Annotated in this window: 25 protein-coding genes and 1 pseudogene; 7 read left to right on the top strand and 19 right to left on the bottom strand. The window is 69.8% G+C overall.

Translation table 11 applies throughout. The annotated features are described in order from the left end of the window. Positions 1 to 240 precede the first annotated feature (240 nt). The 3 genes from DIE21_RS10330 to DIE21_RS10320 are packed head-to-tail and all read right to left on the bottom strand — an operon-like array spanning position 241 to position 2814. Positions 241 to 624, bottom strand: coding sequence for a VOC family protein (locus DIE21_RS10330; protein ID WP_124497604.1), 384 nt, complete (start codon positions 622 to 624; stop codon positions 241 to 243). A 15-nt stretch (positions 625 to 639) separates the two neighbouring features. Continuing rightward, positions 640 to 1602 (bottom strand): hydroxymethylglutaryl-CoA lyase, encoded by a 963-nt coding sequence (locus DIE21_RS10325; RefSeq protein ID WP_124497603.1) that lies wholly within the window; start codon positions 1600 to 1602, stop codon positions 640 to 642. A 21-nt stretch (positions 1603 to 1623) separates the two neighbouring features. Then, positions 1624 to 2814, bottom strand: a complete 1191-nt coding sequence (locus DIE21_RS10320) for a CaiB/BaiF CoA-transferase family protein (RefSeq protein WP_124497602.1) — start codon at positions 2812 to 2814, stop codon at positions 1624 to 1626. Here DIE21_RS10320 and DIE21_RS10315 point away from each other — a divergent pair. Both DIE21_RS10315 and DIE21_RS10310 read left to right on the top strand, forming a co-directional pair. Continuing rightward, the gene (locus DIE21_RS10315; RefSeq protein WP_124497601.1) at positions 2813 to 3067 is read left to right on the top strand and encodes a hypothetical protein; all 255 of its coding nucleotides are present in this window, start codon (positions 2813 to 2815) and stop codon (positions 3065 to 3067) included. The two genes, DIE21_RS10320 and DIE21_RS10315, sit on opposite strands and share 2 nt — an antisense overlap. A gap of 8 nt (positions 3068 to 3075) precedes the next feature. Further along, on the top strand, positions 3076 to 4050 hold the full coding sequence (locus tag DIE21_RS10310) for a D-2-hydroxyacid dehydrogenase (RefSeq protein ID WP_124497600.1): 975 nt from the start codon (positions 3076 to 3078) through the stop codon (positions 4048 to 4050). 273 nt (positions 4051 to 4323) lie between these two features. Here DIE21_RS10310 and DIE21_RS10305 read toward each other — a convergent pair whose 3' ends face one another. Then, positions 4324 to 4536 (bottom strand): hypothetical protein, encoded by a 213-nt coding sequence (locus DIE21_RS10305; RefSeq protein ID WP_014897011.1) that lies wholly within the window; start codon positions 4534 to 4536, stop codon positions 4324 to 4326. Positions 4537 to 4716: 180 nt separating this feature from the next. Here DIE21_RS10305 and DIE21_RS38255 point away from each other — a divergent pair, with 180 nt between their 5' ends. Then, entirely contained in the window at positions 4717 to 4929 is a 213-nt protein-coding gene (locus tag DIE21_RS38255) for a DUF4148 domain-containing protein (protein WP_409364626.1), read from the top strand. A 150-nt stretch (positions 4930 to 5079) separates the two neighbouring features. On the opposite strand, the gene DIE21_RS10295 is transcribed toward DIE21_RS38255, so the two are convergent. From DIE21_RS10295 to DIE21_RS10240, 13 genes are all read right to left on the bottom strand, one after another. Continuing rightward, complete coding sequence (locus tag DIE21_RS10295; RefSeq protein WP_124497599.1) at positions 5080 to 5517, bottom strand: hypothetical protein; 438 nt, start codon at positions 5515 to 5517, stop codon at positions 5080 to 5082. A gap of 160 nt (positions 5518 to 5677) precedes the next feature. Beyond that, entirely contained in the window at positions 5678 to 6601 is a 924-nt protein-coding gene (locus DIE21_RS10290; protein WP_124497598.1) for an ABC transporter permease, read from the bottom strand. Then, positions 6601 to 7473, bottom strand: coding sequence for an ABC transporter permease (locus tag DIE21_RS10285; RefSeq protein ID WP_124497597.1), 873 nt, complete (start codon positions 7471 to 7473; stop codon positions 6601 to 6603). Before DIE21_RS10285 ends, DIE21_RS10290 begins: the two co-directional genes overlap by 1 nt. A 46-nt stretch (positions 7474 to 7519) precedes the next feature. Further along, complete coding sequence (locus tag DIE21_RS10280; RefSeq protein WP_124497596.1) at positions 7520 to 8599, bottom strand: ABC transporter ATP-binding protein; 1080 nt, start codon at positions 8597 to 8599, stop codon at positions 7520 to 7522. Between the two features lie 49 nt (positions 8600 to 8648). Further along, positions 8649 to 9815 carry an ABC transporter substrate-binding protein gene (locus tag DIE21_RS10275; protein WP_124497595.1) on the bottom strand — a complete coding sequence of 389 codons (1167 nt, stop codon included), beginning with the start codon at positions 9813 to 9815 and terminating at the stop codon, positions 8649 to 8651. A 350-nt stretch (positions 9816 to 10165) separates the two neighbouring features. Further along, positions 10166 to 10486 carry a type II toxin-antitoxin system death-on-curing family toxin gene (locus DIE21_RS37715; RefSeq protein WP_409364627.1) on the bottom strand — a complete coding sequence of 107 codons (321 nt, stop codon included), beginning with the start codon at positions 10484 to 10486 and terminating at the stop codon, positions 10166 to 10168. A gap of 69 nt (positions 10487 to 10555) precedes the next feature. Beyond that, the gene (locus DIE21_RS37155; protein ID WP_185640561.1) at positions 10556 to 10729 is read right to left on the bottom strand and encodes a hypothetical protein; all 174 of its coding nucleotides are present in this window, start codon (positions 10727 to 10729) and stop codon (positions 10556 to 10558) included. Between the two features lie 125 nt (positions 10730 to 10854). After that, the gene (locus DIE21_RS10265; RefSeq protein WP_124497594.1) at positions 10855 to 11448 is read right to left on the bottom strand and encodes an alpha/beta hydrolase; all 594 of its coding nucleotides are present in this window, start codon (positions 11446 to 11448) and stop codon (positions 10855 to 10857) included. Positions 11449 to 11470: 22 nt separating this feature from the next. Further along, complete coding sequence (locus DIE21_RS10260; protein WP_124497593.1) at positions 11471 to 12799, bottom strand: MFS transporter; 1329 nt, start codon at positions 12797 to 12799, stop codon at positions 11471 to 11473. 162 nt (positions 12800 to 12961) lie between these two features. Continuing rightward, entirely contained in the window at positions 12962 to 14017 is a 1056-nt protein-coding gene (locus tag DIE21_RS10255; protein WP_059524336.1) for a 3-keto-5-aminohexanoate cleavage protein, read from the bottom strand. A 122-nt stretch (positions 14018 to 14139) separates the two neighbouring features. Next, on the bottom strand, positions 14140 to 14988 hold the full coding sequence (locus DIE21_RS10250; protein WP_124497592.1) for a TauD/TfdA family dioxygenase: 849 nt from the start codon (positions 14986 to 14988) through the stop codon (positions 14140 to 14142). Positions 14989 to 14998: 10 nt separating this feature from the next. Then, positions 14999 to 15979 carry a quinone oxidoreductase gene (locus DIE21_RS10245; RefSeq protein WP_124497591.1) on the bottom strand — a complete coding sequence of 327 codons (981 nt, stop codon included), beginning with the start codon at positions 15977 to 15979 and terminating at the stop codon, positions 14999 to 15001. A 33-nt stretch (positions 15980 to 16012) separates the two neighbouring features. Next, positions 16013 to 16933: a universal stress protein gene (locus DIE21_RS10240; protein WP_124497590.1), complete on the bottom strand. Its 921-nt coding sequence runs from the start codon at positions 16931 to 16933 to the stop codon at positions 16013 to 16015. A gap of 255 nt (positions 16934 to 17188) precedes the next feature. On the opposite strand from DIE21_RS10240, the gene DIE21_RS10235 reads away from it, so the two are divergent. The 3 genes from DIE21_RS10235 to DIE21_RS10225 all read left to right on the top strand — a co-directional run bounded on the left by DIE21_RS10235 (position 17189) and on the right by DIE21_RS10225 (position 22164). Next, a complete protein-coding gene (locus DIE21_RS10235; RefSeq protein WP_124497589.1) occupies positions 17189 to 19882 on the top strand; it encodes a LuxR C-terminal-related transcriptional regulator in 2694 nt (897 codons plus the stop codon). 247 nt (positions 19883 to 20129) lie between these two features. Then, positions 20130 to 21254: a porin gene (locus DIE21_RS10230; RefSeq protein ID WP_124497588.1), complete on the top strand. Its 1125-nt coding sequence runs from the start codon at positions 20130 to 20132 to the stop codon at positions 21252 to 21254. Between the two features lie 205 nt (positions 21255 to 21459). After that, positions 21460 to 22164: a glutathione S-transferase N-terminal domain-containing protein gene (locus DIE21_RS10225; RefSeq protein ID WP_124497587.1), complete on the top strand. Its 705-nt coding sequence runs from the start codon at positions 21460 to 21462 to the stop codon at positions 22162 to 22164. Positions 22165 to 22297: 133 nt separating this feature from the next. Here DIE21_RS10225 and DIE21_RS10220 read toward each other — a convergent pair whose 3' ends face one another. Further along, positions 22298 to 22810 carry a MarR family winged helix-turn-helix transcriptional regulator gene (locus tag DIE21_RS10220; RefSeq protein ID WP_124497586.1) on the bottom strand — a complete coding sequence of 171 codons (513 nt, stop codon included), beginning with the start codon at positions 22808 to 22810 and terminating at the stop codon, positions 22298 to 22300. A gap of 131 nt (positions 22811 to 22941) precedes the next feature. Here DIE21_RS10220 and DIE21_RS10215 point away from each other — a divergent pair. Then, positions 22942 to 24098: pseudogene (locus DIE21_RS10215) on the top strand (MFS transporter). A gap of 244 nt (positions 24099 to 24342) precedes the next feature. On the opposite strand, the gene cobM reads toward DIE21_RS10215, so the two are convergent. Then, a complete protein-coding gene (gene cobM / locus DIE21_RS10210) occupies positions 24343 to 25071 on the bottom strand; it encodes a precorrin-4 C(11)-methyltransferase (protein WP_124497585.1) in 729 nt (242 codons plus the stop codon). Positions 25072 to 25087 lie beyond the last annotated feature (16 nt).

Raw genomic sequence — 25087 nt, 5'->3', positions numbered from 1 at the left:
TCGGATTGCGGATACGCGGGACGTTCGCGGTGCCCGCGGCGAAGGCGGCGGACGGGCCGACGCCGTTGCACCATTATCCGCAACGCGACCGGGGCCGGCTATCCGGAATCGGCGGGCGCGGCGGGCGCCTGTCCGCTTTCGGCGGAGGACTGCCGCGCAGCGGGCAGGTTCTGCCGGCGCGTGCGCGAACGGGCGGACCGGCCGCGATGAAGCGGCACGACGGCCGCCGCCCGGCGCAACTCAGATCAACTCGGAGATCTCGATCAGGTTCAGGTCCGGGTCGCGCACGTACACCGACCGGATCTTGCGCGTCGCACCGGTGCGTTCGACGGGCCCTTCGACGATCGGCCATTCGACGCGTTGCAGATGCGCGATCACGTCGTCGAGCGGCACCGACGCGATGAAGCACAGGTCGAGCGCACCGGGCACCGGCACGTGCGCCTTCGGCTCGAACTCCGCGCCGCGCACGTGCAGGTTGATCTTCTGGTTGCCGAAACGGAACGCGAGCCGGCCCGCGCCGAAGGTTTCGAGCTGCATCTGCAGCACTTCCGTGTAGAAATGCTTCGTCCGCTCGGGATCGACGCAGGTCAGCACGAGGTGGTCGAGGTGGTCAATCAGCGCCATGTGATTCGCTCCTGTTCACGAGAAAGCCCGCTGCGCCGGCATGTCGCCGGCTTCGGCGCGCGGCGGCGGATGAAGGTCCGAGCGGCGCCCGGCCTTCAGGATCTGGCTCGGCACGTCATGCCCGATCAGCGCGGGCAGCCGTGCGGCCGCGGCGAGCACGGCCGCGAGGTCGATGCCCGTATCGTAGCCGTCGAGCGCGAGCATGTGCACGAGCTCCTCGGTGCATGCGTTGCCGGTCGCGCCCGGCGCGTACGGACAGCCGCCGAGCCCGCCGAGCGACGCGTCGAAGCGGTCGATGCCGGCGTCGAGCGCGGCGAGCGTGTTCGCGAGCGCCATCCCGCGCGTGTTGTGAAAGTGCAGCGTGAGCTGCAACGCGCCGAAGCGTCCGCGCGCGCGTCCGGCCAGCCCGCGCACCTGCGACGGATACGCCATGCCGGTCGTGTCGCACAGCGTGAAGCCGTGCACGCCGAGATCCGCGAAGCGCTGCATCCACGCGAGCACGGTTTCGTCACGCACGTCGCCTTCCATCGGACAACCCATCGCGGTCGACAGCGACACGTTGATCGCGACGCCCGAGCCGCGCACCGCGTCGATCACGTCGCGCAGCTGCGCGAACGACTGCTCGCGGGTCATCCGCAGGTTCGCGCGGTTGTGGCTCTCGCTCATTGACATCACGAGGTTCACCTCGTCGACGCCGCACGACAGCGCACGCTCCGCGCCGCGCACGTTCGGCACGAGCACCGTATAGACGACGCCCGGCGCGCGCATGATGCCGTGCATCACGGCCTCCGCGTCGCGCAGCGCGGGGATCGCCTTCGGCGACGTGAACGACGTGACCTCGATCTTCGCGAAGCCGCATGCGCTCAATGCGTCGACGAGCGCGATCTTGTCGTCGGTGTCGACGAACGCCGCTTCATTCTGGAAACCGTCGCGCGTCGCGACTTCGTGGAGGTAGAGTCGTTGGGGGGGCTTGCTCATGTCGTTGTCCCGGTGGCTGGTTCAGATCACGCGGCGCGTGCGCCAGTCGTCGCGCGTCGCGGCATCGATGCCGATCGATTCGAGTACCGCGTCGCTGTCGGCGCCGAGCGCGGGTGCGGGACGCTCGATGCGTCCCGGCGTCGCGCCGAGTTTCGGCACGATGCCCGGCACGAGCACGGGCGTGCCGTCGGGCAGCGCCGCGTCGACGATCATGTCGCGCGCGCGGTAATGCGGATCGGCCGCGATGTCCGCGACGTCGTAGATGCGCCCGGACGGAATGCGCGCGTCGTTCAGCGCGGCGAGCACCTCGTCGAGGTCGTACCGCGCGCTCCAAGCGCCGATCGCCGCGTCGATGCGCGCGACCTGCGCGACGCGCCCGTCGTTGTGCGCGAGCGCGGGATCGTTGCCGAGATCGGGGCGCCCGATCAGTTCCATCAGGCGCCGGAAGATGCTGTCGCCGTTGCCGGCGATCAGCGCGTACTTGCCGTCACGGCAGCGGTACGCGTTGGTCGGCGCGATGCCGGGCAGGCTGCTGCCGGCCGCCTCGCGCACGGCGCCGAACGCCGAGTATTCGGGCAGCAGGCTTTCCATCATGTTGAAGACGGATTCGTACAGCGCGACGTCGACGACCTGCCCCTTGCCGCCCTGCTGCTCGCGATGCCGCAGCGCGAGCAGGATGCCGATCACGCCGTGCAGCGCCGACAGCGAATCGCCGAGCGACACGCCGACGCGCACCGGCGTGCGGCCCGGTTCGCCGGTCAGGTGGCGCAGGCCGCCCATCGCCTCGGCGATCACGCCGAAGCCGGGCCGGTCGCGATACGGGCCGGTCTGGCCGAAGCCCGAGACGCGCAGCATCACGAGCCGCGGGTTGATCGCGGACAGCGCCTCCCAGCCGAGCCCCCATCCTTCGAGCGTGCCGGGCCGGAAGTTCTCGATCAGCACGTCGGTCCCGGCGACGAGGCGGCGCACGGCGTCCTGCCCTTCGGGCGTGCGCAGGTCGAGCGCGAGCGAGCGCTTGTTACGCGACTGCGCGGCCCACCAGACCGACGTGCCGTCGTGCAGCAGCCGCCATTTGCGCAGCGGGTCGCCGACGCCGGGCGGCTCGACCTTGATCACGTCCGCGCCGAATTCGGCGAGCATCCGGCCCGCGAAGGGCCCGGCGATCAGTTGGCCGAGTTCCAGCACGCGGATACCGTCCAGGGGGCGCGTCATGACTGTCTCCGAAGAAATCGTGTTGTCGATGACGGCGATCATGACGGCGTTCGCGCCCGGCGAAAATCGATCGATGCTCAACCTGCCTTTCCCGAACGGAAAGGCAGCGAACCGGGAGAACGTCGCGCCCTCGCCTGCGAGGGGCGCCGGCCTTTCCGCGCGGGAAAGCGCGCTCGCGCAACGGTCAAGCCCGATCACGCGCGCCGTTGGCAGAATCGTTGCCGTTGCGCGCCCGCCGGGCGCCCGTCAGTGAGACCCGCCATGTTTTCCCGCTCCTCTCCCGCGAAGATCGTGTTTCTCGACCGCGCGACGCTGTCGCCGCAGACCGTGCTGAAGCCGCTCCCGTTTCCGCATGCACTCCAGGCCTTCGAACGGACGGCCGCGCACGAAGTCGCCGCGCGTATCGGCGACGCGGACATCGTCGTGACCAACAAGGTCCGGCTCGACGCGGCGGCGCTCGACCGCGCGCCGCACCTGAAAATGATCGCGATCGCCGCGACCGGCACCGACGTCGTCGATCTCGAGGCCTGCGCGGCGCGCGGCATCGTCGTCAGCAACATTCGCGGGTATGCGGTGCGCACGGTGCCCGAGCACACGTTCGCGCTGATCTTCGCGCTGCGGCGCAGCCTCGTCGCATATCGCGACGCGGTGCGCGCGGGACGCTGGCTCGACAGCGGGCAGTTCTGCTTCTTCGATCATCCGATCCGCGACCTGGCCGGCGCGACGCTCGGCATCGTCGGCGACGGCGTGCTCGGCCGTGCGGTGGCCGCCATCGCCCGCGCGCTCGGCATGCACGTGCTGTTCGTCGCGCACGGCGACGCCCGGGGTGGCGATCGTGTGCCGCTCGACACGCTGCTGCGCGACAGCGACGTGATCACGCTGCATTGCCCGCTGACGCCGGCGACCCGGAACCTGATCGATGCGGCCGCCTTCGCGCGGATGGCGCGCCGCCCGCTGCTGATCAACACCGCGCGCGGCGGGCTCGTGGATGAAAGCGCGCTCGTCGACGCGCTGCAGTCGGGGCAGATCGCGGGCGCGGGGTTCGACGTGGTGACGCAGGAGCCGCTGCCGGCCGCGCATCCGTTCCACGCGATTCTGTCGCATCCGGCGTTCATCCTGACGCCGCATGTCGCGTGGGCGAGCGACGAGGCGATGCAGGCGCTGGCCGACCAGCTCGTCGACAACGTCACGGCGTTTGCGAGCGGCGAGCCGCGGCATGTCGTGACGGCGGATTGAGTGCGGCATGCGCGATGGTGAGCGGCGACAGTGTGCCGCGCCCGGCGTCGGCAGCGACGCGCCGGCCAGGAGGACGTGAAGACGGGAAGACGCGTTGCGGACAGGACGCCGCAGCGGCATAGGAGAATCGAAGAGAGGTGGTACTTAGCCGACGCGCGACCGGAACCGGTGCGCGTGGGTGCGCGATGCGCGCCGCCGGCGCGTGTCGGCCATCGGCCGCGCGTCGGCGGGAATCAGCGGGGATGGGTCAGCGGGAGCAGCGGGAGGCGACGCTCAGTAAGCGGACATCTCGACGCAAGGATCGACCTTGGACGGCGAGCAGATGACCGAATACTTGGCGCTTTCGCGCATCAGCGCTTCGCCTTCGTGCAGCGCGATCTTGATCTCGGGGTGACGCTCGTACGCAAGGAATGCGGAGCAGACGACCGCGGACATCACGACCAGGGAAAACACAAATTTTTCAAGGGATTGGAAACGTTCGGGCATGGTTCGACCTTTCTTCTAGGTCGTGATTATAGCGCGGATTAAGGGTTTTCCCTATATGCCGGCCCACATGCCGAGGATGGGCCCGGCCGACACGAGTCCGCGTTTGCACCCTTTTTCTTCGTTATTCCGGACTTAAGCGCCGGTCGAACCAGCTGGGCCACCGGTCGCGGCACATCTGTCGTGTCGTTCGCGCAGTCGGCCAGCGGCCCCGTCACGCGTGCCGAGGTCGTCGCCCGGTTACGCCAGCTTCAACAAGCAGGCTGCAAGCCGCTGAAGTGTCAGTATCCGGACGATATCCGCGCCGCCGAGGCACGTGTCGTGCAATCGTCCGGGACCGGCGCGGATGCCGCCGGCTCGACCGGGTCAGTCGCCCGGCGCAGACCGCACCGGTGACCGGTGCCGCCGGGCGCGGGCGCTGACCGGCGCGTGACTCGCACGGCTGCGCGCGGACCGCCGGTCGTCAGCGTCGGAAGAAGGATGATGCGGTCCCGATCGCCGGGACCGTACTCGGCAGAAAGCGCGACGAACCCCGTCTCGGGCGCGTCACTGCGGCGCCGACGCACCGCTGGCCGCATTGCCCGGCCACGCCTTGCCGATCCTGTCGATCAGCGACTTGGCGGCGCCCGTCGCGATCGCGGCGTCGACGCCCGAGGTCTGCCACGAACCGTCGGCGGCCTTGACGAAGGTCAGGTTCGCGCGCGACGGCGCGTAATCGCCGTTGCGCCACGTGATCACGACGTCGCACGTGTAGGTGCGCTCGCCGGTCTTCCTGCAGTCGCCGTCGGGTTTCGCCGAGATCACGTCGGCCGACACGGGCAGCGGCTGGCCGAGCAGCGCGTTCAGGCCGCCGTGGTTTTCCGCTTCGAGCGCGCGGCGCACCGCGGCGTCGACGTCGCTCGATCCGGGGCCGTCGTGGAGCAGGTTGCAGGCGGCGAGCAGCGTGGCCGCACAGCCGAGCGTCAGCAGCGTGGGAAACTTCATGGAACTCCGCGAATCGGGTGAAGGTCGGACGGCATGCGGCAATGCCGGTGAACGCATCGCCGAGCCGGTATGCTGCGTAGTCTGCAACGTCCGCGCATCGCTCGCGGTATCCATTTGTAACCGACTGCACGACGCCCGCGCGCTGCCCGGCCGCTGTCGCTTACTGCCGCTCCTGCTTCACGCGGCTGACCAACTGCGTCGGGCTCACGAACTGCAGCGCGATCACGACCCATACGAGCGTGATGGCCATGTAGATCATCGCCATCGCGTCGATCGACTGCGGTGCGCGCACGCCGGTCGAGAACACCGCGTAATACAGCGCGACGACGAGCGTCTGCGTGCTCGGGCCCGCGGTGAAGAAGGTCAGCTCGAACATCCCGATCGTGCGCACCAGCACGAGCAGCCCGGCCGCGAGCATGCCGGGCACCAGCAGCGGCAGCAGCACGTAGCGGAAATAACGCCACGTGTTCGCGCCGAAGATGCGCGCGGCGGCCTCGAGATTCGGATCGATCTGCTCGATGAACGGCGTCATCACGAGGATCACGAACGGCAGCGCCGGCACGAGGTTCGCGAGGATCACGCCCGGCAGCGTGCCGGCGAGCCCGACCTTGTACATCACGGTCGCCATCGGGATCCCGTACGTGACGGGCGGCACCATCAGCGGCAGCAGGAACACCAGCAGCGCGAAGCGCTTGCCGCGGAACGGCACGCGCGCGAGCGCATAGGCGGCCGGCACGCCGAGCGCGACCGACAGCAGCACGACCGCGCCGACCACTTCGAGCGTCACCCACAGCACGCTCGCGAGCTGGAAGTCTTCCCACGCCTTCGCATACCAGTGCAGCGTGAAGCCCTGCGGCAGCGGTGTACCGAACCAGCGCGTCGCGACCGAGTTCACCGCGACGGTGGCAATCAGCAGCGTCACGTTCAGCAGGAAGAACGCCATCAGCCCCCAGACGAGTGCCTTCCATGCCCGGCCGGCGAGGTTGCTTCTCATCTTCCGTGGTGTCCTCGCGTTGACGGCGCGTGCATCGGGCGCGTCCTGCTTCGGCGGCCAGGTCGGCGCCGCATCATGGTCGGTCGCCATCAGCCCTTGACCCCTGTCACCGGCCCCGTGTAGAAGAAGCGGCGCGCGCCGAGCATCGACGCGACCACCAGCAGCTGCACGAAGCCCATCACGATCGCGATCGCCGATGCGAGCGAATAGTCGTAGCTCTCGAACGCGGCTTCGGCGGCCGCGATCGAGATCACGCGCGTCGGCCCGGCCGGCGCGCCGAGCAGCACGGCCGACGGGAACACCGAGAACGCCTGCACGAACGACAGGCACGCGGCCATCGTGAGACCCGGCACGAGCAGCGGCAGGTAGATCTGCCGGAACTGCTGCCACGGGTTCGCGCCGAGCGTGGCCGCGGCGCGCGCGAGCGTCGGGTCGATGCCGCTGATGTACGACAGCATCAGCAGGAACGCGAACGGAAAGCCCGACACGATCAGCGACAGCAGCACGCCCCAGTAGTTGTGCGTGAGGCGCACTTCGTCGGTATACAGGTGCAGCCCCTGCAGCGCCTGCGGGAACCAGCCGTTCGGGCCGAAGTACGTGAGCATCCCGTCGGCGACGAGCACCGTGCCGAGCGTGACCGGAATCACGAGCAGCGTCGTGACGAACTTCTGGTACGGCGAGTTGCGGCGCAGCGCGAACGCGACGGGCACCGAGATGCCGACGTTGATCAGCGTCGCGGGCACCGCGAGCTTCAGCGTGACGAGCACGGTCGGCCACATCGCGTTGTCGGTGAAGAACTGCACGTAGTTCGCGAGCGCGCCGCCGCCGTTCATCGGCTGGAACGACAGCACGAGGCCGTAGGCGAACGGATAGATGAACAGCGCGACGATGAACGCGAGCGCGGGCGTGACGAGCCACGCCTTCGTGTCGCGCGGCGTGCCGCCGGTCGCGAGCGTGCTCATGCGGTCTCCCGGTGGCGCGCTCCCGTGCGCGCGGGGCGGCGGCCGTTCATTGCGCGGCTCCCGCATAGACGAGCGTGCGCGCCGGCGCGACGCGCAGCCGCAGCCGCTCGCCTTCCGCGAATTCGCCGGCGACCCGCGCCCAGATCGGGCCGAACGGCGTGATCGCGCGGATCAGCGAATCGCGGCCGCCGTACTCGACCGTTTCGACGGTCGCGTCGAAGGCGTTGTCGGCCCCTTCTTCCGCGCGCTCGATGTCGTCGGGGCGCAGCGCGACCACGACGTCCTTGCCGTCGAAGCCGGCCATCGGCACGCCGGTGACGCGCACGCCGGCGGCGGCGACGCTCACGTAGTCGCCGGCCATTCCTTCGAGCGTGAACGGCAGCACGTTGCGATAGCCCATGAAGCGCGCGACGTGCAGGTTGTGCGGGCGCGTGTACACGTCCTTCGGCGACGCGACCTGCTGCACGACGCCCTCCTTCATCACGACGATGCGGTCGGCCATCGACAGCGCCTCGTCCTGGTCGTGCGTCACGTAGATCGTCGCGCGTTCGAGCTGCGTATGGATGCGGCGGATCTCGGCGCGCATCTCGATGCGCAGCTTCGTGTCGAGATTCGACAGCGGTTCGTCCATCAGCACCAGCGGCGGCTCGATGACGATCGCGCGCGCGATCGCGACGCGCTGCTGCTGCCCGCCCGACAGCTGCCCGGGCAGCTTGCCCTCGTGGCCGACGAGCTGCACGAGTTCGAGCGCCTGCTGCGCGCGCCGCCGCGTTTCCTGCTTCGGCAGCCCGCGCATCTTCAGCCCGAAGCCGACGTTCTCGAGCACCGACATGTGCGGAAACAGCGCGTAGTTCTGGAACACCATCCCGAAGCCGCGGCGCTCGGGCGGCAGCACGTCGATGCGCGTGTCGTCGAGCCAGATGCCGCCGCTCGTGAGCGGCTGCAGCCCGGCGATGCAGTTCAGCGCGGTCGACTTGCCGCAGCCCGACGGGCCGAGCAGCGCGATGAACTCGCCGCGCCGGATGTCGAGATCGAGCCCGTTCAGTGCGGCGACCTGCGCGCCCTCCGCGTTGGTGAAGCTGCGGCACACGCCGTCGAGCCGCAACCGTTCGAAACTGTGCTTCATTACGCGCACTCCGTCGGCGCGGGCGCCGCCGCGCCCGCGGGTTGTTGCGTCATTTCGATTTCTGCGAGCCGATCTCGCGGTCCCATTTCTGGAACGCGGCGACCATCGCCTGCGCGTTGAGCGGCTGCACGTGCGGACGATCCGCGAGCAGCTTCGCGTACTCGGGGCGGCCGAACTTCCTGATCACCTCCTGGCTGTGCGCGGGTGCCATCTCGAGCGTCACGCCCTTCACCGACGGGCCCGGATAGAAGTAGCCGTCGTCGTAGGTCATCGCCTGCTGGGCCGGTTCGAGCAGGAAGTTCATCAGCTTGAACAGCACGTCGAGCTTGTCCTTCGGCACGCCCTTCGGGATCACCATGTAGTGCGCGTCGTTGACCCACGTCATGTTGTCGAACGCCTGGATCCGGAAGTCGGCCGGCACGATGCCGAGCGCGCGCGGGTTCAGGTCCCAGCCGGTGACGGTCACGGTCATGTCGCGCGTGCCTTCGCCGAGCTCCTTCATCACGGCCGACGTGCCGCCCGGGTAGTACGGCACGCAGTCGTTGAGCTGCTTCAGGAACGCCCAGGTCTTGTCCCAGCCGTTGACCGGGTCCTGCGGGTTCTTGTCGCCGAGCACGTACGGCAGCCCCATCAGGAACGTGCGGCCGGGGCCCGAGTTGGCCGGGCGCGCGTAGATCAGCTTGTTCGGATGCGCCTTGCACCACGCGAGCAGTTGCTCGGGCGTCTTCGGCGGGTCGCTGACCTTCGCCGGGTTGTATTCGAGCAACGGGCCGGCCGGCATGTAGGTGACTTCGAGGCCGAAGCCCTGCGCGACATCCTGCATCTTGCGCGGGCCGGGCGCGTACCTATCGAGCACGCCGGGGAATGCGCCCGCGTTGTCGGGCAGCAGCTTCAGCCACAGGTTCTGCTCGATGCCGGCGGCCAGTGCGTCGGTGCCCGTCAGCACGAGGTCGATGTCGGCGCGCCCCGCCGCCTGCATCGCCTTGATCTTGCCCGGCAGCTGCGGCGCGGGCGCGTTCGTGAACGTGACGTTCGATACGAGATTCGGGTTCTTCTCCCTGAACGCCTCGATGGCCTTCTGCGTGAGCTGCAGGTTGCCCGCGACGTCGACGACATTCAGCGACACGGGGGCCGCGACGGCGGCCGCGGCCGACAGCGTCAGGCCCAGCGCCAGGGCGATCCGGCGGACACGGCGCGCGATCGTGGTGGTGTTCATGTCTCCTCGCTACGGTCGGTGGATGGGACCTTTCTTTCGGGAAATCATGACGGTGTTATACGATGTCGGTCAACAAAAAACCGAGCGGCGCGGGGCGGGAATTTCCCTAACAAAAACCTTCCGGGAATGCGATCCAAGGGATATCGAGGGTCTCCTCGGATTTCCAGAATCGAACCCATGTCGCGTGTTAAGACGTCGTATATCGACGTAAGGCGGAATGGACCGATTTCGCCGACTATGGCCAAACGCCTCACCACGACGACCGGACGCCAGGATAGTGAGCAGAATTTCCGCGCGCCGTTGAATGATTGAAAGGATGGCTGATGAGAGAACGACGCGACGTGATGTCGTTAGCGGGACCGGGACAGTTCCCAGATTGCACTGAAATATTCAGCCAATTCCTCGCTGGTTACGCCGCCGTCCGCCACATCGACCATAAGATCTTCGAGATCGGCGAGGCGAGGAATCGCAATTCCCTGCTGCTCCATATACGTCAATGCACAGGTGAGGCCGGTGCGCTTGTTGGCATCGTTGAATACGTGCCCGCGTGCGATGGCAACCGCATAGGTCGCGGCAATACCGAACACGTCGTCCAGGCCTCCGCGTAATGGGCATGATTGTCGACGCGATGCAGGGCGGCTTCGACACCGCCCCGGCCGGCATGAGCGAATCCGCTCAGACCGCCAAGGTCCCGGATGATTGCGTCGTGAATCGTGATGACGTAATCAAGATCGAGCAAATCAACGATCTTTCAACGCGACCAGCACATCGCGGTGTTCGGAAATGACTTTTCGGGCGGCGCGAAGCACGTCGCCTTTGTCGGTTTCCGTTGAAGCCTTGATTTCCGCCGTGGGACGGATGATCGTGCGGGGTTTCAGTTCAACCCCGTACAGCGTCTTTCTTTTGGGGGCCATGACAGCATTCCGTCTTGAAAAACATGAGCAATCAGCCACTTGCCTGCATTCGAAACAAGCGGCCGCGTTGCCGCCAATCATAGCGCCCGAAGAGACGATGGCGCGCCCGATTGATGTGGAGAATGTCAGCCTGTCAGCCTGGAACGGCTTTCACCGAGCGCTGCCACCTCCCCGATCAGCCGCTCCGCGTCATGCCACTCGCCATACCCGGACGCCGGGTTCAGGTGCCCGACCTCGCCGAGATCGACGAGCTTGCTGCCCCACCCCGCCGCGAGCGCCTCGGCGCGTTCGAAGCGCGCCAGCGGATCGTTGCGGCTTGCGGCCACGATGCTCGGAAACGGCAGCGGCCGGGTCGGCACCGGCGTCCAGCCGTGCGCGTCGAGCGCATCGGGTGTCGGATAGCCTGCGGGCATCGGCGTATCGAGATCGGCCGGCGCGGCGAGCAGCGCGCCATCGATCGCCCGCGTGGCGTGCTGCGCCCAATGCACGGCGATCATCACGCCCGCGCTGTGCGCGACGAGAATCACCGGCCCGTCGATCGCGGCCAGCGCCGCATCGAGCGCCGCGACGCGTGCATTGCGGCTCAGCTTGTCGGCATCGAGTGGCGCGACGGCGCGCGCGTTCGGCAGGCGTCGTTGCAGATGCGTCTGCCAGTGGTCTTCGACGTGATCGCGCAAGCCGGGCACGATCAGGATGGTGGGCGCGGTCGCCAGGGTCATGCAGCCTCCAGGTGGGTTCGGTTCAGGAAAGACGGGATGCGCGCCGTTCGCGTTCGACGCGCGCGAGATCGGCCGCGTAGCTCGCGCGTCCGATCGCGAACAGCACGGCGGCCGCGAGCGGCACGACGGGAATCCATTGCAGTGCGCCGACGAGCCCGGCGCGATCGGCGGCCCATCCCGTCAGCAGCGGGCCCGGCGCCATGCCGAGCAGGTTGTTGGCGAGCGTGAGCGTCGCGAACGCCGATGCGTGGATCGCGGCCGGCGTCAGGTTCGCGACCATCGCACCCGAGGCGCCGGACGCGCCCGCGCCGACCAGCATCCCCGCGCAGATCAGCGCGAGCTGCAGCGGCCCGGGCGGCAGCCGGAACGCGACCGCGAGGCACACGCCGGTCAGCACGCAATACGCGATCGCGGTCAGCCATTTGCGCGCGCCGTCGGTACGCCCGACGCGATCGGTGACGATCCCGCAGCCGACCATCCCGACGCCCGACAGCAGCACGAAGCCGGCCGCGAGCACGGCGGCGCGGTCCGGCGCCATCGCGTAATAGCGGTTCAGGTAGCTCGGCAACCACGCGAACAGCGCGCCGGGCACGAACAGGTGCAGCCCGCTGCCGACATACGCGCAGATCACCGAACGCGACGCGAACAGCCCCGTCATCAGCACGCGCACGCTGCCGCGCAAATCGCGCGGCGCATCGGCAACGGGCCGGCATGGTTCGACACGGCATGCCGCGAGCCGCCGCTCGGTGACGACGCCGCGGTACGCGACGAGCAGCACGATGCCGAGCGCGGCCATCACGCCGAACGACCAGCGCCAGCCGAGATGCGCGCCGACGAGGCCGCCGAGCGCCATCCCGAACACGGAGCCGAACGCGCCGCCGGCCATGAACGCGCCGGTCAGCGTCGCGCGCAGCCGTGCCGGAAAGATGCTGAGGATCAGTGCGACGCCGACGCTGCCGTACGCGGCTTCGCCGAGCCCGACGAGCCCGCGCGCCACGAGCATCTCGGCGTAGTTGGTCGACAGCGCGCAGCCGAGCGTCGCGACGCTCCATAGCGCGGCCATCAGCACGATGCTGCGCGCGCGGCCGAAGCGGTCGGCGAGTACCGACAGCGGAAACGTCAGCAGCCCGACCAGCAGCGCGACGACGCCGGACAGCGAACCGAGCTGCGTGTCGGACAGCCCCCACGCGTGCTTGAGCAACGGAAACACGGCGTTGAGCACCTGCCGCGACATGTAGTCCGACAGCAGCAGGCCGACGGTCAGCCCGAACACGAGCCAGGCATAGGCCGGCGCGCGGCGGCCGGTGGCGGCCGCCTCCTGCAGCGACGGCTCGACGTGATGAAGCAGCATGCGTGTCTCCTCCGGCACCGGTGCGGCAACGCACCGGCGCGGCTTGCGCGGCCCCGCTCCGTTGACCGGAGTCGGCCCCTGCGCCGCGCGCAGGGACGGGTGCCGCGCCACAACGATCGGCGGGCGGCAGCCGCGGGGGCCGCCGCCCGGTTGCGCGGCGCGTCAGGCCGCGCGCAGCGGTACGCTCAGCTGGCCCGGCCGGCGGTTCGGCGCCATCCCGAGCTGCGCGAGCGTCTCGTCGACGCCGTCGTACTGCACGCCGATCCGGTAGATCGCCTTCGCCTCCTTGCCGGTCGCGATGTCGCGGCCGAGTTCGCGCGCGATCCGCACGCATTGCTCGACCTGCTGCACCGACGTCATCCGGTTGCCCTTCTGGTCGATGATCGTGTCCTCGATCCCGCAACGCGGATGCAGGCCCAGCGCCATCGCGACCGTGTTGATCGGCAGCACGTTCTTCATCAGCGATTCGAGCGTGATGCATGCGCCGTCCGGGCAGCGCCGCACGAATTCCATGAAGTTGTACGGATTCGGGCCGTCGAAGCCGCCGCCGATGCCGACCCACGTGACGTTCAGCGGGCCGCGATAGACGCCGCGGCGGATGATCCGCTCGAGCGTCTCGAGCGCATGCATGCCGGTGAGCTGGAAATGCGGCTGGATGCCGGCCGCCTGCAGCCGGCGCAGGTGTTCGTCGACCCAGCCGGGGCCGGCCGGCACGGTCATCTCGCGGTACGCGTCCCACAGCGCGGCTTCGTTCAGCGACGTGCCGGCGATGTCCTTGCGGTTCATCAGCTCGGTGATGTTCATCTGCACGGTGTTGATCGCGACCGTCACCTGGTCGGGCTTCGGCGTCAGCTCGGCGAGCATGTGGCGCGTGTCGTCGGACAGCCATTTCGCTTCGGCGCCGTCGCCTTCCGGCGCGAACGAGATCGAGCCGCCGACCTGCAGGATCATGTCGGGCACGGCCTCGCGCAGCCGGCCGAGCAGCTCGTTGAATTTCGACAGCCGCTTGCTGCCCTTGCCGTCGAGTTCGCGCACGTGCAGGTGCAGCACCGTCGCGCCCGCGTTGTAGCAGTCGACGGCCTTCTGCACGTGCTCGTCCATCGTCACCGGAATGTCTTCCGGAAAATCGGCAGGCATCCATTCGGGGCCGTACGGCGCGACCGTGATGACCACCTTGTCCTGGTTTTCCGGGTGCAGCGAATCGTCGAGAAATTGCATGTCGTCCTCCAGTGGGAATCGTTTTATTCAAGCGTACGGGCGTGCGTATCCCGTCGCGCCGGGCGGTGGGCCCGGCGCGTTGCATGGGGTCGAGAACCGGTTACGGCGCGGGCGCGCCCGGATCAGTACGGCACGTCGCCGACGATGCCCGCGCGCTCCATCCGGCGCACGCACGGCGGGTAGTCCATCACCGCGTAATGCTGCGTGCTGCGGTTGTCCCAGATCGCGACGCTGTTCTTCTTCCAGCGCCAGCGCACCTGGTATTCGGGGATGTACGCCTGGCTGATCAGGTACTGCAGCAGCTGGCCGGCGCCGGGATTCGCGTCCTGTCCGAAGCGCACGCGCCCGGGCGTGTGGAAGTTCGTGAAATGCGTCGTGAACGCATTCACGTACAGCACCTTCTCGTCCGTTTCGGGATGCGTGCGCACGACCGGATGCTCGGCGTCCGGGTACTGCGCCTTCAACGCGAGGCGCTTGTCGATCGGCATCGCCGCGCCGAAGCTCGCCTCGATGCCGTGGCGCGCGCGCAAGTCGCCGATCTGCTGCTTCACGTGCTCCGGCAGGTGCTCGTACGCGAGCACCATGTTCGCCCACATCGTGTCGCCGCCGACCGCCGGCCCGTCGACGCAGCGCAGCACGCAGCCTAACGGCGGCGCCACGCGCCAGCTCGCATCGCTGTGCCACGCATTCTCGTAGCGGTCGTTCGGCTGGTCGGGCGACTTGTAGATCCGCACGAGCCCCGGGTGCTCGGGGTCGCTGCCGGCGACCGGATGATCCTCGAGCTCGCCGAAGCGGCGCGCGAACGCGACGTGCTCGGCGCGCGTGATGTCCTGGTCACGCAGGAACAGCACGCGATGGCGCAGCAACTGCGCGCGGATCTCGGCGAACAGGCCGTCGTCGTGCACGGCGTCGGCGAGGCTCACGTCCAGCAGCTCCGCGCCGATCGCACAGGTCAGGGGTTCGACTCGCATGCGCGTCTCCTCAGACGATGAATACCGACGAGCCCGTCGTCTTGCGCGACTCGAGGTCGCGGTGCGCCTGCGCCGCGTCCTGCAGCGCATAACGCTGGTTGATCTCGATCCGGATGCGGCCGGCCGCGACGTGCGCGAACAGTTCGCCGGCCAGGTCGTTCTTCTCGGCCGGATCGGCGATGTAGTCGGCCAGCGCCGGACGCGTCAGGTACAGCGAGCCCTTCATCGCGAGGCGCTGCGGGTCGAACGGCGGGATCGGGCCCGACGCGGTGCCGACGCAGACCATCAGCCCGCGCCGCTTCAGCGAATCGAGCGAGCCCTCGAAGGTGTCCTTGCCGACGCTGTCGAACACGACGTCGACGCCGGCGCCGTCGGTCAGTTCGCGCACGCGCTTCGCGACGTCCTCGCGGCTGTAGTCGATCGTATGGTCGCAGCCGTGCGCGCGGGCGATCGCGGCCTTGTGTTCGCTCGACACGGTGCCGATCACCGTGAGCCCGAGCAGCTTCGCCCATTGCGACACGATCAGCCCGACGCCGCCCGCGGCCGCATGCAGCAGGATCGTGTCGCCCGGTGCGAACGCGTGGATGCGGCGCAGCAGGTAGGCCGAGGTCAGCCCGCGCATCGTCATCGCCGCGGCCGTGTCGCATGCGATGCCGGCCGGCAGCCTGACGAGCGGCGCGGCCGCGATCAGCCGTTCGGTGCTGTACGCGCCGAGCGTGTTGAGGAAGCCGGTGTAGGTCACGCGGTCGCCGACGGCGACGTTCGTCACGCCGGGGCCGACCGCCTCGACTACGCCGGCCGCCTCGACGCCGATGCCCGCCGGCAGCGGCACCGGATACAGGCCGCTGCGGAAATACGTGTCGGCGAAGTTCAGGCCGACCGCCTCGTGCCGCAGGCGCACCTGGCCGGGGCCCGGATCGCCGACGTCGACTTCTTCCCAGCGCAGCACGTCGGGGCCGCCGGTTTCGTGGAATCGCACTGCATGTGCCATCTGGTTCTCCGTAGGTATTCAGTCGGATGCGCGTCACGCATCGCCGGGTTCGTCCGCACCCGGCGGCGTCGCGGCTGCGCCGCGCGCCGGGGGCGCGTCCAGTTCGTTCCAGTCGGCCTCGCCCAGGTAGCGCCGCGCGGCCGGGAAAATCACACCTTCGATGCGCCCCATCTGTTCGAATGCGCCGCGCGCATACCCGGCCAGTGCGGCATCGAACGCGGCCGACGGCCGCCCGTCGGCGGCGAGCCGCGCCAGCGCGTCGAGCGCGTGCGCATCGCGGTGCCGCTGGCGGTCGAGCTCGTCGAGTTCGGCCGCGGTGCACTCCGCCCGCATGCGCAATGCCGCGAACAGGCGTGCTTCCGCGGACGTGCCGAAGCGTGCGTCCTGCAGCGCCCCGAGCGATGCCAGCGCCGCCAGCGTGCCGCCCGCGTCGGCGGTCGGCCGCCTCGTGGCGTCCGGGCGTTCGCTCATCGTCATCAGTGCCTGCAGCCGCTCGCCGAGCGCGCGATGCGCGGCGAGACAGCGCGCCATCACGTGCGCCTCGGCCGGCGCATGCCGCGCCGGGCACACGAGCACCGGCACGCCGCTCGTCGCGAGCAGCAACCGCCGTTGCGCGGCTGCGGCTGCATCGGCGTCGTGCGGCAGCGCCGCGACGCCGATCAGGTCGCAGCCGAGCTCGGCGGCGAGCGCGCCGGGCGACGTGTCGCAGGCCGCCGGGTGGCCGGCCCCCGCGATCGCATGGGACAGGCCCTGCGCCCGTGCGGCGGCTTCCACTTTCGCACCGTGTTCCGGCATCCGCGCTCCGGATAAACGCGAGTCGGGCGAGTCCGGCGCGGCGCCGGACAGCACGAACGTGACCCGCGCGCCGACCGCACGCGCCAGTTCGAGCGCATGGCCGATCGCGTCGATGCCGCCGGGCACGCCGTCGACCGTCACGAGCAGATGGCGGTACATCGTGCCGCTCCGCTTATCCGGCGCTCGGCGCGCTGCGTTGCGTGCCGGTCGATACGATGTTCATGGCCCTCTCCTCGTCGCGTTCGTCGGTTGCGTTCGTCACGCATCGGAACCCATGCTATCGACCGGGTGCCGGCGCGGCCCCACTCGTCGCGGGGGGGATTGACGCGCGAACGTGGTTCGGCCGATCCTTCCCCCCACACCCACCCCGGACGCTGGCCCACACGGCATCGCCGGAATCCGACTGCTGCCCCGATGGCCCACCCACCCGATCGCGCCGACGCGCCCCCCACCGAACTCGTGCTGAAGACGACCGCGCCGCGCGTGCCGGCGCAGCTGCTCGCGCGTGCGCGGCTGAGCCTGGCCGCGCCGGCGTTCGACGCCCGGCCCGTCACGCTCGTGCAGGCGCCGGCCGGCTACGGCAAGACCTCGCTGCTCGCGCAATGGCGCCGCGAATCGCTCGCGCTCGGCCGCGCGGTCGTGTGGCTGTCCGCCGACGAGCGCGACGACGCGCCGCGCCTGCTGCAGGGGCTCGTGCAGGCGGTGCGCACCGGGTGCGCGCGGCCCGGCTTCGGGCGCCTGATTCCGGGCGGCGCGGCGCGCGCGCTGGAAGGGCTGACCGCGTGGCTGGCCGAAGTCGCGCAGCTGTCGATCGACGCGCTGCTGATCGTCGACGACGCGGAGCGGCTGCCGGCCGCGGGCCTCGACGCGCTGACCTACGTGCTGCATAACGCGCCGCAGAACCTGCGTGTCGTTGTCGCGGCCCGGCGCGGGCTCGATCACGCGGCCGGCGACCTGCTCGCCGGCGGGCAATGCACGCTCGCCGGCCCCGACTGGCTGCGCTTCACGCTCGACGAGACGATCGCGCTGGTCGGCGCGCGCTTTGCGCAGCGGGTCGACGCCGACGCGTGCGCGCGGCTGTTCGAGCGCGTCGACGGCTGGCCGCTCGGGCTGCAGCTCGCGATGGCCGCGATGGCGCGCTCGGCCGACCCGCGCCAGGCCGTCGACGCGCTCGCCGCGCGCATGGACGGCACCCGCGACCGGCTCGTCGAGCTGCTGCTCGCGAACCTGTCCGCCGACGACACCGCGTTCCTGACGCATACCAGCGTCGCCGACCGCCTGCATCCGTCGCTGTGCGCCGCGCTGCTCGACGATGCGAACGCGCCCGACCGGCTCGCGCGGCTCGTGCGCGACACGCCGCTGTTCATCGCGTCCGACGATTCCGACTGGTGCCGGCTGCATCCGCTCGTGCGCGATACGTTGCGCGACCGTCTGGCGGCGAGCCCGGACGCGGACCGCGGCGCGCTGCATGCACGCGCGGCTGCGTGGCTCGACACACACGGGATGACGGAGGAAGCGGCGCGTCATGCGTATGCGGCCGGCCAGGTCGAGACCGCGTACGCGCTCGCGCAGCGCTGCCTCGAGGACGCGATCAAGCAGGGCCGCATCAACGACGTGCTCGACTGGCTCGCGCTGCTGCCCGATGCGGAGCTCGACAAGCGTCCGACGCTGCGGATCGCGGTCGCCTGGGCGCTGGCGCTCGGCGAGCGCCATGTCGAGGCACGGCACCAGATCGCCGGCATCCTGGCCGATGCCGGCACGCCGGCCGCGATGCGCTACGAATGCGCGCTGATCCTCAGCGCGGCGGCCTACTACGCCGACGAAATCGACCGTTTCGTCGAGCTGTTCGAACCGTGGGCCGACTTCACGCCGCCCGCGGCGACGTGGCTCGCGCAGATGCATGCGAACCGCCTGTCGGCGCGCGCGATCATCGTTGGCGAACCGGCGCAGGCGCGCCGCTTCCAGCAGGCCGCGCCGCGCGGCGAGACGGCAGCCGGGTTCGGCTACGTCGCGCGCTGGGGCGAACTGATCACCGGCCTGAGCTACCTGTGCGAAGGCCAGATCCGGCTCGCGGACGACGCGTTGTCGCCGGCGCTCGCGCGCGCGGAAGCCGACCTCGGGCGCCGCCATCCGCTGACCTGCATGCTCGCGGCGATGTGCGCGGCGATCGCCTACGAGGCCGATCGCGTCGATCAGGCCGCCGCGCTGCTCGCGAACCGGCTCGACGTGCTCGAGCACGCGGGCACGCCCGACACCGTACTGCTCGGCTATCGGACGGCCGCGCGCATCGCGCTGCTGCGCGGCGTCGAGCATCGCGCGATCGATCTGCTCGAAGCGCTCGACGCGATGGGCGTTGCGCGCCGGCTGCCGCGCCTGTCGGTCGCGAGCCTCGCCGAGCAGGTGCGTATTCACGCGGCGCGCTATCGCGAGGCGACCTGTCATGCGCTCGTCGAGCGGATCGATGCGATCGCCGCGGCCGAGTTTCCATCGCACGGGCCGCTGTGGCGGCGCCCGGTCGTGCTGCTGCAGGCGATGGCGCACGCGGGTGCCGCGCTTGCCGCGCGCCGCTGGGACGATGCGTGCGCGGCGCTCGACGAAGCGGCCGTGCTGGCCCGCGAAATGAGCATGGGGCGCGCGCGCATCGAGATCATGGCGCTGAGCGCGTTCGCGCTCGAACAGTCGGGGCACGGCGGCCGCGCGCGGCTCGACGAGGCGATGAACCTCGCGGACATGCTCGGCCTCACGCGCACGCTCGCCGACGCGCATCCGGCCGTCGCCGACTGGGCACGCCGCGCCGGCGACGAGGCGGCCGCGGGCGACGGTCATCCCCGGCCCGCGCAGCCGCAACCGCGCATCGTGCCGCCCGCGCCGCGCAGCACTGCCAGCCCGCGCGCGGTGCCGAGCGTCGTGCTGACACCCAAGGAGCGCGCGATCCTCGAGCTGCTCGCGCGCAACCTGTCGAACAAGGAGATCGCGGTCGCACTCGCCGTCGGCGAGGAAACCGTGAAGTGGCACCTGAAGAACCTGTTCGGCAAGCTCGACGCCAGCTCGCGCAAACACGCGGTGCGCCGCGCGCTGGTGCTCGGGTTGCTCGAAAGCGCGCCTTAGCCGCCTGCACACGTCTGTACCGGCGTTGCCCGGCGGTTGACGGCAACCTCGTCACCGCCGCCCCCATTCAATTCTCCGCAACCCTGCCCCCCGCGCATGGGGGGGAGCGACCGCGCGCCGTTGCGTAGTCTTTCCGCACGGCTCGCGCCGGCGTTGCACCCCGCGCCGTCCCGCCTGCCTCGATGCTTCCCCGCTTTACCCGCACGGGCTCGATCCCGTGCGGTCCATGACGATCCTGGAGACTTCGATGAAGACGAAACTGGCCGCGCTCGCGGCGCTTGCCGGCTGTTCGGCGCTCGCGCATGCGCAATCCTCCGTCACGCTGTACGGCGTGGTCGACACGGGCCTGCTGTACCAGAGCACGTCGGCCGCGTCGTTCGGCCCGAACGCGCCGAACACCGGCAAGGTGTTCCGGATGAAGGACGGCGGCATCTATTCGAGCTTCTGGGGCATCAAGGGCAGCGAGGACCTCGGCGGCGGCTACAAGGTCAACTTCAAGCTGCAGGGCTCGTTCGACAGCGGCACCGGCAGGATGCAGCTGAGCGACACGCCCGGCGCCGTCGCGATCTTCAACCAGGTCGCGTCGCTCGGCGTGTCGGGGCCGTTCGGCACGTTCACGGCCGGCCGCCAGATCGTGCCGATGATCTACGCGATGGCGGACACCGACGTGCGCAACGCGCAGTTCTTCGGCAGCGTGCTGACCGCGTGGCTCGGCCTGAACACCGCGGCCGGCTGGCCGGGGACGAGCACCAACGGCTCGATCGGCGCACTGTACGACAGCAATGCGCTCGTCTATCAGTCGCCGACCTTCGCGGGCGCGTCGATCGCGCTCGAATACGCGCCCGGCGGCGTCGCCGGGCAGTTCCAGGGCGGCACGCGCGAATCGGTCGTGCTCCGGTATGCGAACCACGGGCTCAACGCGTCGGCCGTCTACTACAACGGCCACGACACGAATCCGGCGCCGGGCACGACGCCGACCGGCGTCGACAACAACCGCTTCGTCTACGTCGGCGCGAAATACACGATTCGCGACTTCTCGGTGTCGGCGTCGTACGGCAACGGACGGAATCCCGCGCATGCGGACCGGGTGAACCTCGACATGCTGTCGGCAGGCGTCGGCTATCGCTTCACGCCCGCGCTGCAGGTCGCCTCCGCCGTGTACTACCTGAAGGACCGCAACCGCTCGGAGAACCGCTCGACGGCCGTCGTGCTCACGGCCGACTACAGCCTGTCGAAGCGGACGATGGTCTATGCGCAGGCCGGCCATGTGAACAACCGCGGCACGATGAACCAGATGCTCGTGTACGGGCAGCCGGTCGCGCCCGGGGTCGGCACGACGGCCGCGATGGTCGGGCTGCGGCACAACTTCTGACGACGAAGCGACGCACGGCGCGATGCGCGCGACTCGCGGCGGCCGTCTGCAGCGATCGCGGGGATCGGCTACAGTGGGCGTTTTCGGCGCGCCCCGCCCGCCCGTCGATGCGCGTCGTCCCGCCCCTGCCGCCGTGTCAGGGGCTGCCGGCGACGCGCGGCAGGCCGGCGGATCGCGGATCCTCCACGTTGACAAGCGAACCTTCATGCCCGATCTGTCCGCCTTCCCGATCACGAAAAAATGGCCGGCCCGCCATCCCGACCGTCTCCAGCTGTATTCGCTGCCGACGCCGAACGGCGTCAAGGTGTCGATCATGCTCGAGGAAACCGGCCTGCCGTACGAGCCGCACCTCGTGCGCTTCGACACGAACGACCAGCTGTCGCCCGAATTCCTGTCGCTGAACCCGAACAACAAGATCCCGGCGATCATCGATCCGAACGGCCCTGACGGCCGGCCGCTGCCGCTGTTCGAATCGGGCGCGATCCTGATCTATCTCGCCGACAAGACGGGCCAGCTGATCCCGAAAAACCTCGCGGGCCGCTACGAGACGATCCAGTGGGTGATGTTCCAGATGGGCGGCATCGGCCCGATGTTCGGCCAGGTCGGCTTCTTCCACAAGTTCGCCGGCCGCGACTACGAGGACAAGCGTCCGCGCGACCGCTACGTCGCCGAATCGAAGCGCCTGCTCGGCGTGCTCGACGCGCATCTCGCGAACCGCAAGTGGGTGATGGGCGATACGTACACGATCGCCGACATCGCGATCTTCCCGTGGGTGCGCAACCTGGTCGGGTTCTACGAAGCGGGCGATCTCGTCGGCTTCAGCGAGTTCCGCCACGTCGCGCGGGCGCTCGAAGCGTTCGTCGCGCGTCCGGCCGTCGCGCGCGGGCTCAACATCCCGGCACGCGACTGACCCGCGCAGCGGGCGCAGGGTGTGCGGCCCGCTGTTTCTGCCGCCCGCCGCATCGCGCGGCGGGCGGAAACGCCCGCTTCTCTGCGGCGTTTGCGCGTCCCGCTCGTTCGTCCGGCGTGACGATCCGGCGGCGTCATTGTCCGGCCGACGTCGACGCGCCTGCCTCCAATCCCGCCAGCAGCTTTTCCAGCAACGCTGAAAGTTGCGCCTGCTCCGCCTCCGACAGCACGGCCAGCATCGCGCGCTGATTGTCGACGTGCGCGACCACCGCATCGTCGATCAGCGCGCGGCCGGCGTCCGTCAGCGCGACGAGCGTGCCGCGCCCGTCGGCCGGGTTCGGCCGGCGCTCGACCCAGCCGGCCTTCTGCAGCCGGTCGATCCGCGCGGTCATCCCGCCGGACGACATCATCAGCGCGTCGTACAGCGCGGTCGGCGTGAGCGCGAACGGCGCGCCGCTGCGCCGCAGCGTCGCCAGCACGTCGAATTCGCCGGGCTGCATCCCGTAGCGCGCGAACAGCGGATTGAGACCGTCGCGGGCGATCACGAGCGCGGCCTCCTGCAGCCGTCCCATCACGAGCATCGACGACGCATCCAGATCCGGGCGCTCGACGCGCCATTGCACGAGCGCATGCGCGGCTCGATCCATTAACCCTCCTCGGCTCACCAGTTATCTTGACGTCGAGATAAATTGGCATTTATCTTGATGTCGAGATACTTTACATGAAAACGCACGACACCCCGACGGAGGGGCCGTGCACCGACATCGAGGGCCGTTCCATGAATCGTTTCGCTTCCCCCGCGTGGCGGCTTGCCGCCGTCGTGCTGGTCGGACTGAACCTGCGGCCGGCGCTGGCCGCGATCGGTCCGCTGCTCGACATGATCCAGCGTGCGACCGGCATCGGCGACGGCGCGGCGAGCCTGCTGACCACGATCCCGATCCTGCTGATGGGCCTGGGCGCGCTGAGCGCGCGGCGGCTGCAGCGTGTGACGGGGATTACCGGCGGCGTGTGGTTTGGCGTCGCGCTGATCGGGTTCGCGTGCGCGTCGCGCATCGGTGCGCAGCACGCATGGCTGTTGCTGGCGAGCGCATGCTGCGCGGGCGTCGGGATCGCGATGGTGCAGGCGTTGCTGCCGGGGTTCGTGAAGGCGCATTTTGCGACGCGGATCGGCGGTGCGATGGGCGTCTATTCGACGTCGATCATGGGCGGCGCAGTGCTCGCAAGCGTCGTCGCGCCGTTTGCCGCGGCCCGCTGGGGCTGGCTCGTCGCGCTCGCGGGCTGGGCGCTGCCGGCCGCCATTGCAGCGCTCGCGTGGCCGCTGGCCAGTCGTGGCGGCGACGCACTGGCGGCCGGGCCGACGCGCGCGGCCGCTTCGACGTCGGTGGCGCTCGCGCGGCCGTCGCGCTCGCCGCGCGCCTGGCGGCTCGCGATGTTCTTCGGGATCGCGACGGGCGCCTACACGCTCGTGCTGACGTGGCTGCCGGCAGCCTGCTCGGCGGCGTGACGCTCGCGGAAGTCGTCGCGGGGCTGGCGATCTCGGCGACGATCGACCGCCTGCCCGATCGCCGGCCCGCACTGCACGCGGCGATCGCGTCGCTGCTCGTCGGATTGCTGGTGATGCTGGCTGCGCCCGACGCGCTCGCGATGCCCGCCGCGCTGCTGCTCGGCGCGGGGATCGGCGCGCTGTTCCCGCTGTCGCTGATCGTCACGGTCGACCACGCGGCGACACCGGCCGACGCCGCATCGCTGACGGGGTTCGTGCAGGGCGTCGGCTATCTGATCGCCGGGTTGTTTCCGTTCGCGGCCGGCGTCGTGCGCCAGCATCTCGCGGATCTGACGCCGGCATGGATCGCGATGGCATGCCTGTGTGTCGCGCTGTTCGCGCTTGCGGCGGGGTTTGCACCGAGGTTCGCGCGAACTGTCGCGCGTGCGTAGGCAACCGGCGCGTCAGCCGCCTGCTTGGCGCGCCCGTTCGGCCAGGAACCGCCGACGGGCGCCGCTGCAAGTCGCACGCATCTTCGTCGCCTAGCCGGCAAACGCGGATCGCCTGCCGCATGCCGCCGGCCAGTGCGCCGACCCGTTGCTCGCGGATCGGCATGAGCCGAGCGCATGGCTCGGGCGTCAGCGTGCGCGTGATGTCCGCGATCGCCGCGCCGAGCGCCGGCCGGCGCGTGCGTGGTCAGCCGGCGCCCGCATACAGCGTCGAATCCGCGAACCCCTCCGCATCGAGCACGCGCCCGATCAGAATCAGCGCGGTGCGCTCGATCCGCGTGCCCTGCACCTTGCCGACGATGTCGGCAAGCGTCCCGGTCACGCGCTCCTCGTCGGGCCAGCTCGCGCGATAGATCACCGCGACGGGGCACTCGGGCCCGTAATGCGGCAGCACTTCGTCGACGATCCGCGCGAGATGCCGCACGCCCAGATGGATCGCGAGCGTCGCGCGATGCGCGGCGAGCGCGCCGAGCGCTTCGCCTTCCGGCATCGTCGTCTTGCCCGCGAAGCGCGTGAGGATCACCGTCTGCGCGACGCCGGGCAGCGTCAGCTCGACGCCGAGCGTGGCCGCGCACGCGGCCGTGGCCGTCACGCCCGGCACGATTTCATACGGAATCCCGAGCGCGTTCAGGCGGCGGATCTGTTCGCCGATCGCACCGTACAGCGAGGGATCGCCCGAATGCACGCGTGCCACATCCTGCCCGTTCGCATGCGCGTCGGCGAGCAGCGCGACGATCGCGTCGAGGTCGAGTTCGGCCGTATTGACGACCTGTTCCGCGCGATGGCCGTCGAGCACGGCCGGCGGCACGAGCGAGCCCGCATACAGGATCACCGGGCACGTGCGCACGAGGCGCTGGCCCTTCACCGTGATCAGCTCCGGGTCGCCAGGGCCCGCGCCGATGAAATACACCGTCATCCAGAAATCTCCGTCA

The sequence above is a fragment of the Burkholderia sp. Bp9140 genome (assembly GCF_003853425.1).
Classification (GTDB): domain Bacteria; phylum Pseudomonadota; class Gammaproteobacteria; order Burkholderiales; family Burkholderiaceae; genus Burkholderia.
This window is presented reverse-complemented; position numbering and strand designations above follow the sequence as displayed.

Coding starts and splice junctions, on each gene's coding strand:
- DIE21_RS10330 (WP_124497604.1), bottom strand. CDS start 624: ATGGCGCTGATTGACCACCTCGACCACCTCGTGCTGACCTGCGTCGAT.
- DIE21_RS10325 (WP_124497603.1), bottom strand. CDS start 1,602: ATGAGCAAGCCCCCCCAACGACTCTACCTCCACGAAGTCGCGACGCGC.
- DIE21_RS10315 (WP_124497601.1), top strand. CDS start 2,813: ATGACTGTCTCCGAAGAAATCGTGTTGTCGATGACGGCGATCATGACG.
- DIE21_RS10320 (WP_124497602.1), bottom strand. CDS start 2,814: ATGACGCGCCCCCTGGACGGTATCCGCGTGCTGGAACTCGGCCAACTG.
- DIE21_RS10310 (WP_124497600.1), top strand. CDS start 3,076: ATGTTTTCCCGCTCCTCTCCCGCGAAGATCGTGTTTCTCGACCGCGCG.
- DIE21_RS10305 (WP_014897011.1), bottom strand. CDS start 4,536: ATGCCCGAACGTTTCCAATCCCTTGAAAAATTTGTGTTTTCCCTGGTC.
- DIE21_RS10295 (WP_124497599.1), bottom strand. CDS start 5,517: ATGAAGTTTCCCACGCTGCTGACGCTCGGCTGTGCGGCCACGCTGCTC.
- DIE21_RS10290 (WP_124497598.1), bottom strand. CDS start 6,601: ATGGCGACCGACCATGATGCGGCGCCGACCTGGCCGCCGAAGCAGGAC.
- DIE21_RS10285 (WP_124497597.1), bottom strand. CDS start 7,473: ATGAGCACGCTCGCGACCGGCGGCACGCCGCGCGACACGAAGGCGTGG.
- DIE21_RS10280 (WP_124497596.1), bottom strand. CDS start 8,599: ATGAAGCACAGTTTCGAACGGTTGCGGCTCGACGGCGTGTGCCGCAGC.
- DIE21_RS10275 (WP_124497595.1), bottom strand. CDS start 9,815: ATGAACACCACCACGATCGCGCGCCGTGTCCGCCGGATCGCCCTGGCG.
- DIE21_RS37155 (WP_185640561.1), bottom strand. CDS start 10,729: ATGGCCCCCAAAAGAAAGACGCTGTACGGGGTTGAACTGAAACCCCGC.
- DIE21_RS10265 (WP_124497594.1), bottom strand. CDS start 11,448: ATGACCCTGGCGACCGCGCCCACCATCCTGATCGTGCCCGGCTTGCGC.
- DIE21_RS10260 (WP_124497593.1), bottom strand. CDS start 12,799: ATGCTGCTTCATCACGTCGAGCCGTCGCTGCAGGAGGCGGCCGCCACC.
- DIE21_RS10255 (WP_059524336.1), bottom strand. CDS start 14,017: ATGCAATTTCTCGACGATTCGCTGCACCCGGAAAACCAGGACAAGGTG.
- DIE21_RS10250 (WP_124497592.1), bottom strand. CDS start 14,988: ATGCGAGTCGAACCCCTGACCTGTGCGATCGGCGCGGAGCTGCTGGAC.
- DIE21_RS10245 (WP_124497591.1), bottom strand. CDS start 15,979: ATGGCACATGCAGTGCGATTCCACGAAACCGGCGGCCCCGACGTGCTG.
- DIE21_RS10240 (WP_124497590.1), bottom strand. CDS start 16,933: ATGTACCGCCATCTGCTCGTGACGGTCGACGGCGTGCCCGGCGGCATC.
- DIE21_RS10235 (WP_124497589.1), top strand. CDS start 17,189: ATGGCCCACCCACCCGATCGCGCCGACGCGCCCCCCACCGAACTCGTG.
- DIE21_RS10230 (WP_124497588.1), top strand. CDS start 20,130: ATGAAGACGAAACTGGCCGCGCTCGCGGCGCTTGCCGGCTGTTCGGCG.
- DIE21_RS10225 (WP_124497587.1), top strand. CDS start 21,460: ATGCCCGATCTGTCCGCCTTCCCGATCACGAAAAAATGGCCGGCCCGC.
- DIE21_RS10220 (WP_124497586.1), bottom strand. CDS start 22,810: ATGGATCGAGCCGCGCATGCGCTCGTGCAATGGCGCGTCGAGCGCCCG.
- cobM (WP_124497585.1), bottom strand. CDS start 25,071: ATGACGGTGTATTTCATCGGCGCGGGCCCTGGCGACCCGGAGCTGATC.